Annotated in this window: 10 protein-coding genes; 8 read left to right on the top strand and 2 right to left on the bottom strand. The window is 43.6% G+C overall.

The window, feature by feature from the left end:
- Nucleotides 1–120: 120 nt before the first annotated feature.
- Complete coding sequence (gene sucD / locus G500_RS0116385) at nucleotides 121–1,014, bottom strand: succinate--CoA ligase subunit alpha (protein ID WP_027003342.1); 894 nt, start codon at nucleotides 1,012–1,014, stop codon at nucleotides 121–123.
- A gap of 251 nt (nucleotides 1,015–1,265) precedes the next feature.
- Between sucD and G500_RS0116375 the strand changes: the two genes are divergently transcribed.
- The 7 genes from G500_RS0116375 to prmC all read left to right on the top strand — a co-directional run bounded on the left by G500_RS0116375 (nucleotide 1,266) and on the right by prmC (nucleotide 8,785).
- Nucleotides 1,266–2,207, top strand: a complete 942-nt coding sequence (locus tag G500_RS0116375; RefSeq protein WP_027003341.1) for a hypothetical protein — start codon at nucleotides 1,266–1,268, stop codon at nucleotides 2,205–2,207.
- 157 nt (nucleotides 2,208–2,364) lie between these two features.
- The gene (locus tag G500_RS0116370; protein WP_027003340.1) at nucleotides 2,365–3,069 is read left to right on the top strand and encodes a DNA alkylation repair protein; all 705 of its coding nucleotides are present in this window, start codon (nucleotides 2,365–2,367) and stop codon (nucleotides 3,067–3,069) included.
- 21 nt (nucleotides 3,070–3,090) lie between these two features.
- Nucleotides 3,091–3,549, top strand: coding sequence for an NUDIX domain-containing protein (locus G500_RS0116365; protein WP_027003339.1), 459 nt, complete (start codon nucleotides 3,091–3,093; stop codon nucleotides 3,547–3,549).
- 405 nt (nucleotides 3,550–3,954) lie between these two features.
- On the top strand, nucleotides 3,955–4,752 hold the full coding sequence (locus G500_RS0116355) for a hypothetical protein (RefSeq protein ID WP_211220167.1): 798 nt from the start codon (nucleotides 3,955–3,957) through the stop codon (nucleotides 4,750–4,752).
- 97 nt (nucleotides 4,753–4,849) lie between these two features.
- Nucleotides 4,850–5,311 carry a hypothetical protein gene (locus G500_RS0116350; RefSeq protein WP_051203762.1) on the top strand — a complete coding sequence of 154 codons (462 nt, stop codon included), beginning with the start codon at nucleotides 4,850–4,852 and terminating at the stop codon, nucleotides 5,309–5,311.
- Between the two features lie 208 nt (nucleotides 5,312–5,519).
- Nucleotides 5,520–7,796, top strand: coding sequence for a transglycosylase domain-containing protein (locus G500_RS0116345; RefSeq protein WP_027003336.1), 2,277 nt, complete (start codon nucleotides 5,520–5,522; stop codon nucleotides 7,794–7,796).
- Between the two features lie 107 nt (nucleotides 7,797–7,903).
- The gene (prmC, locus tag G500_RS0116340) at nucleotides 7,904–8,785 is read left to right on the top strand and encodes a peptide chain release factor N(5)-glutamine methyltransferase (RefSeq protein WP_154657200.1); all 882 of its coding nucleotides are present in this window, start codon (nucleotides 7,904–7,906) and stop codon (nucleotides 8,783–8,785) included.
- 395 nt (nucleotides 8,786–9,180) lie between these two features.
- Here the strand turns inward: prmC and G500_RS0116330 are convergent, their stop codons facing one another.
- Nucleotides 9,181–11,379 carry a S9 family peptidase gene (locus G500_RS0116330; protein ID WP_051203760.1) on the bottom strand — a complete coding sequence of 733 codons (2,199 nt, stop codon included), beginning with the start codon at nucleotides 11,377–11,379 and terminating at the stop codon, nucleotides 9,181–9,183.
- 223 nt (nucleotides 11,380–11,602) lie between these two features.
- Here G500_RS0116330 and G500_RS0116325 point away from each other — a divergent pair, with 223 nt between their 5' ends.
- On the top strand, nucleotides 11,603–12,505 hold the full coding sequence (locus G500_RS0116325; RefSeq protein WP_027003333.1) for an Rpn family recombination-promoting nuclease/putative transposase: 903 nt from the start codon (nucleotides 11,603–11,605) through the stop codon (nucleotides 12,503–12,505).
- The last annotated feature ends 75 nt before the right edge of the window (nucleotides 12,506–12,580 follow it).

The following is a 12,580-nucleotide window of genomic DNA, read 5'->3' as shown; positions in this document are numbered from 1 at the left end:
GATGACTTAAAAATAAATGCAGGTGTGCAACTTCAATCGCATAGGTTCAATCGCATAGGGTTTGAAAATGCTACCCTTATGAGGACGCTTTTTGAAGTCTTTGCGCTAAGGGCTTCAAAACTAAGCCTTTACCTTGCGCTCTGCTAAGGCACGCACTACGGTTTCGCCGATAAGGGCAGGCGAATCTACTACATAGAGTCCGCAAGATTCCATGATTTTCATCTTGGCGGCAGCGGTATCGTCTGCGCCTCCGATAATTGCACCTGCATGCCCCATACGCTTGCCTTTGGGTGCAGTCTGCCCTGCGATAAAGCCGACAACGGGCTTTCTGTTGCCGTCTTTCTGAATCCAACGGGCAGCTTCGGCTTCGAGATTGCCCCCAATTTCGCCAATCATGACGATAGCTTCGGTTTCGGGGTCGTTCATCAAAAGTTCTACCGCCTCTTGTGTGGTAGTGCCAATGACAGGGTCGCCGCCAATTCCGATGGCAGTGGTAATGCCCAAGCCTGCTTTTACGACTTGGTCGGCAGCCTCATAGGTGAGCGTTCCTGATTTTGACACAATACCGACGTTGCCTTTTTTGAAGACAAAACCGGGCATGATGCCTACCTTTGCCTCTTCGGGTGTAATGACCCCTGGGCAGTTGGGACCAATTAGGCGCACCCCTTCAAATTGCTTGACGTATGCTTTCGCCTTCACCATGTCTTGGGCAGGAATCCCCTCTGTAATCGCGACAATGACTTTAATGCCTGCATCGGCGGCTTCCATTACTGCGTCGGCAGCAAAGGCGGGGGGTACAAAAATAATAGACACGTCCGCACCTGTGGCAATGACGGCTTCCGCAACGGTATTGAAGACGGGGCGGTCTAAGTGGCTGCTTCCACCTTTTCCGGGCGTAACGCCACCTACGACGTTTGTGCCGTATTCAATCATCTGCGAGGCGTGGAAAGCTCCTTCTTTTCCTGTAAAACCTTGTACGATAACTTTGGAGTGCTTATTGACCAATACGCTCATGCGAAATAGAGTTTAGTTGTTTGGAAATCGGTTTCTAATTTGGCTTCGTTTGCAAAAATAAAAGATTTAGCCACAAATAGCGAAAAAAGGGCGCGTTTAACGAAAAAATATTCCTATTTTGTGCGCATAAGTAGCTTTGCGCTATCTTTTGTATAGATTTTGATAGAAAAAGATGTTATTTTGCTCGCCTGCCTATTTGCCCTTGCTACTTCCGTTCTTCCTTCAAGGCTTTTGTTATTATCATACAAACTATGAAAAAATATACGTTTTTACTTTGGCTTTTACCGCTTGCCTTTGCTTTTTTTTGGGCTACCGAAGAATGGAACAGTCATGATTTAGAACCCGAAGAACTCCAACTTTTAGAGCAACAAACACAAGCCCTGCAAAGCCTTTTGCGTGAGCATGATAGGGAGCGCACCCTTTTGGGCAACTTGCGTTATACCACTGCCCAGTCGAGTTTAGATACACAAACGCTTTATTATCAGGCAGAAGCCACTTTTGAGAGCATGCAGAGTATTCGCGAGCGGTTGGCTGCTTTTCGGGTACAATTTGTAGAAAATCGCCCTTCAAAAGAGCCGATTGCCCTTACGGAGGCGAATCTTTCCCTACTTTTAGATAGTTTGGTGAGCTATCAGCAATATATCGCCAACGAAGTCTGCAAAGATTGTGAGGAGATTACGCAAATGGCTTATGGATATGAAAAAAATCTTTGGGATTTGCAGAAAGCATACCCCGCCATCTGGAAAATTGCCCTTTTTACTACCGACTGCCAACTGCTTACCACTTATAGCCGCGTTTTAGAAAAGAAAATCCCCGACTCGATACGCGCTCAACATCTCAATCGCTTTCCCTTTGAGCGCGGCAGGGTCTATGTCCGCCCCGATTTCCGAATCTTGGAAGAGGGAAAAACCTATCAGGCAGACCTTTTCTATGGCTTGGAAGTGGGGCAAATTCGCAACTTTCCCAGCATCAACACCAACTTTCAAAAGGTCTTTGTCAATAGCCAAGGCGTAGGCAGAATTGCCTTCAATACTTGGGCGAGCAATTACGACCTAAGAAGCGGCTTGCACAAGGTTTGGGAAGCGCGTGTCTTTGTAGATAGGGACTATTTTTTGCACCAAAATCAGCTCCCCTTTCAAGATACGACGATTGTAGTGGAGGCAGATTACATCTTGAAACGCGAATTTGATTAAAATATAAAAGGGTTTCCAAACATAAAAACAGGATTTTTCCAAATTTTATTTTGTGTCAGATGTGAAAAATGCAAAGTTTTTCATAGCAATTCATAAGGCAGCCCAATGCCGCTCTACCAAGTCCAATCCGACATAAGTTAGTAAATTTATTCAATTTATGAAAGAAAAATTCCTCTACCTGCAATTTGAAGAAGCCATACAAGCCCAAATGCAAGCGCACGCCGACCCTCAAACCGCTCTGGCGCAGGCGGCTTACCTACGTCATCTTTTTCCATTCTTGGGTCTGAAAAAGCCGCTTCGTGCCGAACTCCTCAAAGGGGTGCTTGTGGATTTTCCTATCTTAAAAAACGATTTTTTTGATAAAAAAGCCTTTTATGCCCTTTTGGAAAGGCTTTGGCTGCTCCCTGAACGCGAATATCAGTATTTGGTCTTGAATCTTTTGGAAAAAAAAGGTAAAAAAAATGACTTTGACGAAGGCTTTATTCTTCTTTTAGAACGCTTTGCGCTTTCCAAATCGTGGTGGGATAGTGTAGATGGAATTGCGCCACTGGTGGGCTTATATTTTAAAAAATATCCTCAAAATAGAATGTTATATTTGCCTAAATGGTATGAAAGTAAAAATATTTGGTTGCAAAGGTTGGTGCTTATTTTTCAATTAAGCTACAAAGAAAATACGGATACTGAACTGCTTTTTAAATATATTCGCTTGCTTAGTGCCGAAAAAGAATTTTTTATACAGAAGGCTATCGGTTGGGCTTTGCGCCAATATGCACGCACCGACGCGCAGGCAGTTCGCCTTTTTGTCGAGCAAACCCCTTTGGCAGCTTTGAGTAAGCGCGAAGCCCTCAAACATTTGAAGTAGCCACAAAATAGCAACCTTTAAATGGCAGAAAAAATGTCTGAATATGAAAACCGTTTGCGTGTGCGCGTGATGGGCGTTTTGGTAGAAATGCAGCAAGGAAAGCCTAAAATGCTACTTTTGCGGCTTGCACCCTTTGGGGAAATGGGCGAATTTTGGCTACCGCCGGGCGGCGGTGTGCAGTTTGGTGAGCCTATGCAAGTGGCTTTGCAGCGCGAATTTGAGGAAGAAACGGGTTTGCAGGTGCGCCCCACTGAATTTCTGACTTGTCATGAATTTATTTCTGAAAAATACCATGCCGTAGAGCTTCTTTGGCGCGTAGAGCGCGTAGGGGGGCAAATTAGGCGTGGATACGACCCTGAACGTGCGCCCACCGAGCAACTGATTCAAAATTTTGCGTGGTTTTCGTATCAAGCCTTACAAGCCTTGCCGCTGCCCAAAAGATACCCACTTTTAGACCAAGAGCAGTTCTGGAAAATCTAATTTTTGTACCAATTTTAAAAAGAACATTTTGCAGATAGGTATTGTCATAATAAAAAAAGCTACTTCAAAAAAGTAGCTTTTTTTTGCTTTTGTGTATAAACCTGACTTCGATAAAAGAATGTTTGTAGCCCATTCTGCTTACTCCAAAGGTACGAAGACCTGAGCTAAAAAACAAAAAATTATGTAAATATATTTTTCTCTTAAAAAGTTAATAGATTCTCAAACTTTCTCTAATTTTTCTCCTTTGCTTCTCTAATTTTTCTCTATTGTGCCTTTTTTGTGCCTTTTTCTGAAAATAAGCCGTATCTTTGTCTTTTGATACTTTTTTCAAACCTTAACATGGGAAACAAAATGGAAAATACTAAATTATATAATGTCCGAAAATTGAAAAAATTTATTTCATCTATGATGGAAGAGAATAAACCAGAAGACAAAGAAGAAGCTGCCTCTGAAACAAAATATCTCAAAGCACTGCAAACGTTGTTATCTTGTTTGAAGGCTGCCGATAGTTTCGAGATGGCGGAAATTTCCCCGAAACAGCTTACAAATTACAGCAAAGAAATAACAAGCAAGTTTTTGGCTTTTGTGGAGGAAAAGGCTACCAAACAAAACATAAACATCTTACCCGAATCTGCCCCAACACAAGGCTTGCGCCCTAATCACTTTGCAGAACACTATGTCGGAATGGTTTATAGTAATAATAGTGATGTGTTTGCACCAATATTTATGACAATAGATGATTCTTTAAATGTATCAATAGAAGGATTTTATTTTGAATATAAAGGCGGTTTGCATTATTACCAATCAAATGTCTATGCAATACTGCAAGTGCCTGAAAGCAAAGACTCTCCTTCCTTTGTTATTCTTTATACAAACATTTTTGGGGCTGTGGGATATAAATTACCAATTCGCATTTTTATTATGAATGTAAATTATACAAAGAAAGAAGAAGGAACGCTTTGCAGCGACTATGTCGTGTTTTTTAGAAAGCCGAAAGAGGATTTTGAAAAGCTATCGAAAGAGTACGTTGAGATACGAAATCAAGTTGAAAAAAAAGTAGATGAAATAAAACGTCAAAATTTTTTGAAAGAGAAGTGTCTAAGCGCAGAGGAGTACGAATATGGGGAAAAAGTACTCAATTCAAACCCAACAGTGAACATCAAGCCAACTTATCACGACAGTATTCCTTCTTCGAATAAGTAGGCTTGTGCAACTTAGGGGTTATTTTTTTAAACAAATCAAAATCCTTTGCGGTTATATGCAGAGTGCTTATGCGATTTGTGTCTAAAAAAGGAAGAAAATGAAAGTAGAACCCAAACTATCGGAAAAAAGAGAAGCTCTCGACATAGAGGGCTTCCATTTGGTTAGCCAAAACGAATTTGCTAATATCTATTGGATTGAAGAATACAAGGCGGCTTTATGTGTGATTCGCACCGAGTTTATCCCTTTTGATGCCTTTCAGGAGATTTTTTTGAAGGCAGGCGAATTGAGTTGTTTGCGCAAAGCCCAAAAATTTATCTTCGATAAGCGCAATTTGCGGGCTTTTCATCAGCCTTCGATGGAGTGGTATTTTTTATATTGGAAAAAAGAGATGCTCTCTTTGGGTTTGCGTGTGCATCGCAAGATTTTGCCACAGGGAAATTGGTTTGATTTAGCCGTCAAGACTTGTCGGGAGGAGTTGGAACGCCGTCCAGAGGCAGCTTTTCTTAAAAATTTAGACATTCAGTATCGTCAGAACATCAAAGAGGCTTTGGAGTCGTAGGGGCAATTTTTTATTTCATTCTACTTCAAAAAAGCACCATTTCACGCCACTTGCTTATTTTTAGGCAGTTTTTAGGCAGATAGAGAAAAAGAAATTTCAACTTTGGAGGATAGCGCAAGCAGGGGCAAACTAAAAATTACTATCTTTGCCTTGCCAAATCCTGCATGTTTGTTTCGAAAAATTTATATACTGCCAATCCTTCTTTGTTATGTTTCTAAGAGCGATTAAAATTCTATGGGTGCTATTTTTTTTGAGTTTCTTTGCGATATGGGGCTGGGTTTCTGCGGTAGGCGATAATTGGGGAGGGCTTTTTGGTGGCATGCCCGATTTCAAAGAGTTGGACAACCCTCAAAACGCGCTTGCCTCTGTGGTTTATGCCGCAGATGGCGAAGTCTTGGGTACTTATTTTCGCGAAAACCGTCAGCGCACGCCCTATGATAGCCTTTCGCCACACCTTATCAACGCACTTGTGGCAACCGAAGATGTGCGCTTCGATTCTCATTCGGGTATAGATTTGCGAAGTCTGATGCGTGTAGCCGTCGGGATTCTTACCTTCGACCTACAAGGGGGCGGGAGTACCATTTCGCAGCAGCTTGCAAAAAACCTTTTCCAAACACGCGGTAATAAGGCATACGAAGGCACTTTTACCAAAAAAGAGAGCAACAAAATTTTGCGCATGGCTGCCATCAAAACCAAAGAATGGATTTTGGCGGTGCGTTTGGAACGCTCTTATACAAAAAAAGAAATTATAGAAATGTACCTCAATACGGTAGATTTTGGTAGGAATTATTTTGGCATCAATACGGCAGCGACGAAATATTTTGGCAAAAGTCCAAAGGATTTAGACCTGCACCAAGCGGCAGTTTTGGTGGGCATGCTCAAAGGACCGAGCTTATACAATCCCATTGGCAATCCCAAAAATGCGGTTAATCGCCGCAATGTAGTCTTTCATCAGCTTCAAGTGGCAAGTTTTATCACGCCCCTACAAAAGGATTCCTTGCGTGCCTTGCCCTTAGATGCACGCCAGATAACCGAAGATGACGAACACAATCGCGGCATGGCTACCTACTTTCGTACCGTCTTGCGAAATGAACTCATGCGTTGGTGTCAGGAAAAAGGGTACGACCTTTTCGCTGATGGTTTGAAAATTTATACAACCATCGATTCGCGCCTGCAAAATATGGCGGAAAAGGCTGCCCTCGAACACATGAAAGAATTGCAGCAGAATTTTGAAAAACAAATGAAGGGCATCGAGCCTTGGCGCAATGTTCCCAACTACCTAACGCGCGAGGCGAAGAAAACAGAGCGTTATCGCTTATTGCGCGAAACTTTCGGCGAGGATACAATCGCGATATTCAAAGAATTTGAAAAGCCTGTGCGCATGCAGGTCTTCTCTTGGGACGCACCCGATTATACCCTCGATACGGTCATGACCCCGATGGATTCTATCCGCTACATGAAGATGTTTCTTCATATTGGTATGGTAGCTTTGGAGGCACAAACAGGGCAGGTGAAGGCTTGGGTAGGCGGTATCAATCATACCCACTTCAAATTTGACCACGTCAAGCAAGGTCCCCGTCAGCCCGGCTCTACCTTCAAACCTATCGTATATGCTGCCGCCATCAAGGAAAAGAAATTCACCCCCTGCCATTCCGTTGTAGATGTTCCCACAACGGTAGTAGATAGACAAACAGGACAGGCTTGGACTCCACGAAGCAATTTTACGGGTGAATCCATGACCCTGCGCCAAGCCTTAGGGCGTTCTGTCAATAGCATTGCGGCGTATCTTATCAAAGAGATTTCGCCAGACAAGGCAGTGGAGTATGCCAAAAATATGGGCGTAGAAAGTCCCTTAGATGCAAACCCTTCCATTGCTTTGGGAACAAGTGATGTTTCTGTTTTAGAACTAACAGGAGCTTATAGCACCTTTCTCAATGGTGGCTATTGGGTAGAACCTACTTTTATTGTCCGCATCGAAGATAGAAATGGCAATGTAGTCGACGAATTTACGCCTGTCAAGCGGGAGGTTTTCAAACCCGAAGAAGCCTATACGATGCTCTACATGTTGCGCGGCGCAATAGAGGAGCGCGGCGGTACGGCAGGCGGCTTGTGGCGTTATGATTTTAAAAAGAAAGTCTTTGAGGTAGGCGGAAAAACGGGTACTACGCAAAAAGCTTCCGACGGCTGGTTTATGGCGGTGCTACCTGCCCTAACGGTAGGCACTTGGGTTGGGGGCGACGACAAAGCCATCACCTTTCCCAATAGCGTCTATGCACAGGGTTCGCGTTTGGCAATGCCTGCCTTCGCTAAGTTTATGGATAATCTCTACGCCGATACAGTGCTTGTAAAAGAACTTGGGTATGACAAATACCGCTTCGAGCGTCCGTATCCAGAAATTGATAGGAATTTCGATTGTGCCAAACAAAAATTGCAAGTCGATTCTACAAGACAGTACATTCCGAGCCGTCCTGACGATATTATGTAAGGTCTGCTTATTAGAAAAAATATCCCTAATGGCACTTGAAGGTGTCGTTAGGGTTTTTTTGGGTAGCACCTTTGAAGCCGCCCTTTGTTTTATCTTTGTTTGTTGCTATGTCCCCTCTTTCCAACTTTTCTGCCTTTGCGCCTACCTTCCAAACTGCCAAAGCACTGCATTTGGCTATCGTAGCGCACCTAACGCCTGTATATGAGCCACGTGAGGCTGAAAATATCGCCTATTGGTTGCTCGAAAAAATGTACGCGCTCAAAAGATGGGACATTTGGGAAAAAATTACCTTTTCGGAGGCGCAAAATCAGTGGCTTACGCAAGCCGTTTTGCGCCTACAAGCAGGAGAGCCTTTGCAGTACATCTTAGGCACTGCCGATTTTTACGGTCTGAAATTGAAGGTTTCGCCTGCGGTGCTTATTCCGCGCCCCGAAACGGAGGAATTGCTCGATTTGATTTTAGAGAAGGAAAAAACAGCACAGCCTTTGCGCATCTTAGACATCGGAACGGGTAGTGGTGCGATTGCGATAGCCTTAGCGAAAAACCTGCCCACTGCGGAAGTTTGGGCAATAGATGTTTCACAAGCCGCCTTGCAGGTGGCACGCCAAAATGCGCAAGAAGTAGGGGCTAAGGTCTATTTCCAACTTGCCAATATCCTAACTGCCCAAGCCAAAGATTTTCCTACTTTTGATGTGATGGTCAGCAATCCGCCCTATATTCCCGAAAATGAGCGCGAGCAGATGCCACTTTCCGTAACCGAGCATGAGCCTGCCCTTGCGCTATTTGTACCCAAAGGGCAACCCTTACTTTTTTATGAAAAAATTGCGCAATTTGATGCCCTTGCCAAAGGGGGAAGGCTTTATTTTGAAGTCCATGAAAGGCATGCGCAAGGGGTCTTTGATGCCTTAGTGGAACGCGCCTTTTCCGATTGTCATATTCAAATGGATATGCAGGAAAAGCCGCGCATTGTTTGGGGACGAAAAAAATAAGGCGCGACAAAAAATTAGACCCAAAAAATTAGACCCAAGAAAAATCAGACCCAAAAAATTAGACCCAAGAAAAATCAGACCCAAGACAGCATAAAAATAGGGCAGGACTTGAAAATCCTACCCTATTTTTGGCGTTGTTGCAACGATAAAAGTCTTAAATGAACCTCACCCCAAACCCCGCCCCCATAGGGCGAGGCTTCTATTCGGTATCATTTTTTTATGCGAAGCATAAAAAAATGATTTGGTTTTCGAACCCTCCCCTATGGGGGGAGGGCAGGGTGGGGGTTCAGGAGGCTTGTGCGAAGCACAAAACCCCGTTTTTTTAACCGATAAACAACATAGTATAGACTTTGGTCTATTTCATAACCTTATCTCTTACCTTGTTGCTTTGGCTTTTATTCCTTTATCCCCAGCAAGTCAAAGATAAAGGCATATTCTAAGGCATACTCTTTGAGGCGCGAAAAGCGTCCTGATGCGCCGCCATGCCCTGCCGTCAGGTTGGTATAGAAATAAAGGCGATTGTTGTCTGTCTTAGTGGCGCGTAATTTGGCTACCCACTTGGCAGGCTCCCAATATTGCACCTGTGAATCGTGCAGCCCCGTCGTAACGAGCATATTGGGGTAGTTTTGCGCCTTCACATTGTCGTAGGGCGAGTAGGAAAGCATGTAGTCGTAGTATTCTTTGTTGTTTGGATTGCCCCATTCGTCATATTCGTTGGTGGTGAGCGGAATAGAAGCGTCCATCATAGTAGAAATGACATCGACAAAAGGCACGTGTGAAACCACGCCTTTGTAGAGTTCGGGGTTCATATTGACGATTGCACCCATGAGCAAGCCGCCTGCGCTGCCACCCATAGCGAAGGTATTTTCGGCAGAGCCATAGCCCTGCTGCTGCAAAAATTTGGTGCAGTCTATAAAGTCGGTGAAGGTATTTTTCTTCTTCAATAATTTGCCATTTTCATACCACTGCCTGCCCAATTCTTCGCCGCCGCGTATGTGTGCAATGGCGAAGGTAAAGCCACGCTGCAAAAGGCTTAGGCGAATGGTAGAGAAATAAACATCAGAAGAGGAGCCATAGCTGCCGTATGCGTTGATATAAAGCGGACTTTTGCCATCTTGTGGGATTCCCTTTTTGTGTACCAAAGAAATTGGCACTTTTGTACCATCAGTCGCCGTTGCCCAAAGACGCTTCGAAACATAATCGTCGGGATTGTAGCCGCCTACTACTTCCTGCATTTTTTTCAATTCTGTTTCTTTGCTCTCCATGTTGTAGTCGTAGGTAGAATTGGGCATCGTAAGCGAGGTGTAGGCATAACGCAACGTTTGGGTATCCATTTCGGGGTTTGAAGTGGTATAGACCGAATAAACGGGGTCTTTGAAGGGTACGTAATGCTCCGAATTGTCTTTGTGGTTGAAGATGCGCATCTGGATAAGCCCTTCTTTGCGTTCCGAAACAACCATAAAATCTTTGAAAAGGTCGAAATCTTCTAAAAGCACGTCGCTGCGGTGCGCCACTACTTCTTTCCAATTTTTCTTGTCCTGCTGCTTTCCTACCGCTACTTCCATCAGGCGGAAATTCTCTGCCTCCCAATTAGTACGGATATAAAACTTATCGCCTCTATGGTCGAGGCTGTATTCGTGCTTGGGTTCGCGCTTGTGAAAGACCTCAAATTTGCCTTCGGGCTTATTGGCATCTAAGATGCGAATTTCAGAATTGAGGGTGCTATTGAGCGAAATGAGGATATAGCGGTCAGACTTTGTTTTATAGACCGAAGTATAATAACTTTCATCTTTTTCCTCGTGCATCAAAACATCTTTGCTCACTTCCGTACCCAAAACGTGTTTCCAGACCTGAAAAGAGCGCAATGTTTCGGGGTGCTTCTTTACATAAAAAATGGTTTTGTTGTCGTTTGCCCAAGCAATGCCCTCTACATTAGGAATGACATCGGCTAAGGCTTGCCCTGTGGTTAGGTCTTTAAATTGTAAAATGTACTCTCTGCGCCCTACGGTATCTTCCGAAAACGCCAAGATGTTTTCATTGGGGCTGATAGAAAACGCACCCACACCATAATAACTTTTCCCTGCACCGCGCTCATTGCCATCGAGCAGGAGGCTTTCGGCAGCCTCTAAGGTTTCCTTTTTGCGGGCATAAAGGGCGTATTCTTTGCCCTCTTCATAGCGCGTGTAATACCAGTAGTTGCCTTTTTTGTAGGGTACAGATTCGTCTTGTTCCTTGATTCTGCCCTTCATTTCGGCAAATAGCTTGTCTTGAAAAGCGTCGGTATGTGCCAAGGACTTTTTTAGATAGTCGTTTTCGGCTTCCAGATATGCCAACACTTCGGGATTTTCGCGTTTGTCGTCGCGCAGCCAAAAGTAATTGTCTAAGCGTTCTGTGCCATGTTCTTTGTGGTAGTAGGCTTCTATCTTTGCCGTCGGGGGTGCGATTTGTACCGTACTGTCTTTTTGTGTGGTCTGATTGTCCATCGTATCTGTTTTTTTAGATTGGCAGCCACTCATTGCCCAGACTAAGGGAAGGAGAGTTGCCGCCAAAAGGTGTTTTTTGGAAGTAAAAATATCTGACAAGGTTTCAAACATAGGAAAGGAAAGTTGAGTAGGATATGGGTCTGTTTTTTGAGAATGTAGCTTCAAAGATAGGAAAAATCTCCTATATCAGGCGTACAAATCCAAACTGTAAGCCGCTGCTCTTATTCTAAAATTGCCCAAGACAACCTTCGCGCAGTGTTTGGTTGTGGTTTGCAAAAATCGTATCTTTGTGTGTTGTGTGATTTGTTTTCTATCCTTTATTCTACCTATTTCTATGGCACGTTTTATCAATCCTTTTACAGATTTTGGCTTCAAAAAACTCTTTGGGACGGAAGAAAACAAAGATATTTTGATTAGCTTTCTCAATGCTGTCCTGCCCGACCAGCAGGTAGTTAATTTAGAGTATCGCCAAACAGAACATTTAGGGCTTTCCGAAGTAGATAGAAAAGTGGTCTATGACCTTTTTTGCGAAAATGAAAAAGGCGAAAAATTTATCATAGAACTCCAAAAGGCAAAGCAAAAATATTTCAAAGACCGTGCGCTTTACTATACCACTTTTCCCATTCAGGAGCAGGCGCAAAAAGGCGAGTGGAATTTCAGACTCCTGCCTATTTATTTTATCGCCATTTTAGATTTTGTCTTTGAAGATGAAAGTAGTAAAGATGAAGTAAAGGCGCAAATCAAACTTGTCAATGTCAATAACAACCGCATCTTTTACGACAAGCTCTCCTTTATTTTCCTACAAATGCCCAATTTTACCAAACCGCTCGAACAGCTCGAAACGCCCGAAGAAAAGTGGTTTTATCTATTGCGGCACTTGGCAAGTTTGGAAGAGATGCCTGCCCGTTTGCAGGAAATCGCCTTCAAGAAAATATTTAAAATTGCGGAAGTGGCGCAGTTTTCTACCAACGATAGACAAGCATACGAGGATAGCTTAAAATCTTACCGCGACCTTAAAAATAGCCTTGATACCTCGCGCGAAGAGGGCAGAGAAGAAGGCAGAGAGGAAGGTAGGGAAGAAGGAATAGAAATCGGCATCGAGATAGGAAAACAAGAACTTTCGCGCATTTTTGTTCAGAACTGTCTAAAAAATGGGTTAAGCATTGAACAAACTGCCGCCCTTAGCCAACTTTCCGTCGAGGCGGTGTTGCGTATCCAAAGCGAAATGCCGTCTTGATTTTTAACCTATTTAAAAAAAAACTGACCCACATTTTACCCTTGTAGGGACAAGGCATTGCCTTGTCCGCAGGGC

The organism is Hugenholtzia roseola DSM 9546 (assembly GCF_000422585.1).
Taxonomy (GTDB): Bacteria; Bacteroidota; Bacteroidia; order Cytophagales; family Bernardetiaceae; genus Hugenholtzia; species Hugenholtzia roseola.
Note: the sequence above shows the minus strand (reverse complement) of the source record. Positions and strands in the feature narration are given on the sequence as shown.

Coding starts and splice junctions, on each gene's coding strand:
- G500_RS0116375 (WP_027003341.1), top strand. CDS start 1,266: ATGAAAAAATATACGTTTTTACTTTGGCTTTTACCGCTTGCCTTTGCT.
- G500_RS0116345 (WP_027003336.1), top strand. CDS start 5,520: ATGTTTCTAAGAGCGATTAAAATTCTATGGGTGCTATTTTTTTTGAGT.
- sucD (WP_027003342.1), bottom strand. CDS start 1,014: ATGAGCGTATTGGTCAATAAGCACTCCAAAGTTATCGTACAAGGTTTT.
- G500_RS0116325 (WP_027003333.1), top strand. CDS start 11,603: ATGGCACGTTTTATCAATCCTTTTACAGATTTTGGCTTCAAAAAACTC.
- G500_RS0116370 (WP_027003340.1), top strand. CDS start 2,365: ATGAAAGAAAAATTCCTCTACCTGCAATTTGAAGAAGCCATACAAGCC.
- G500_RS0116355 (WP_211220167.1), top strand. CDS start 3,955: ATGATGGAAGAGAATAAACCAGAAGACAAAGAAGAAGCTGCCTCTGAA.
- G500_RS0116350 (WP_051203762.1), top strand. CDS start 4,850: ATGAAAGTAGAACCCAAACTATCGGAAAAAAGAGAAGCTCTCGACATA.
- prmC (WP_154657200.1), top strand. CDS start 7,904: ATGTCCCCTCTTTCCAACTTTTCTGCCTTTGCGCCTACCTTCCAAACT.
- G500_RS0116365 (WP_027003339.1), top strand. CDS start 3,091: ATGGCAGAAAAAATGTCTGAATATGAAAACCGTTTGCGTGTGCGCGTG.
- G500_RS0116330 (WP_051203760.1), bottom strand. CDS start 11,379: ATGTTTGAAACCTTGTCAGATATTTTTACTTCCAAAAAACACCTTTTG.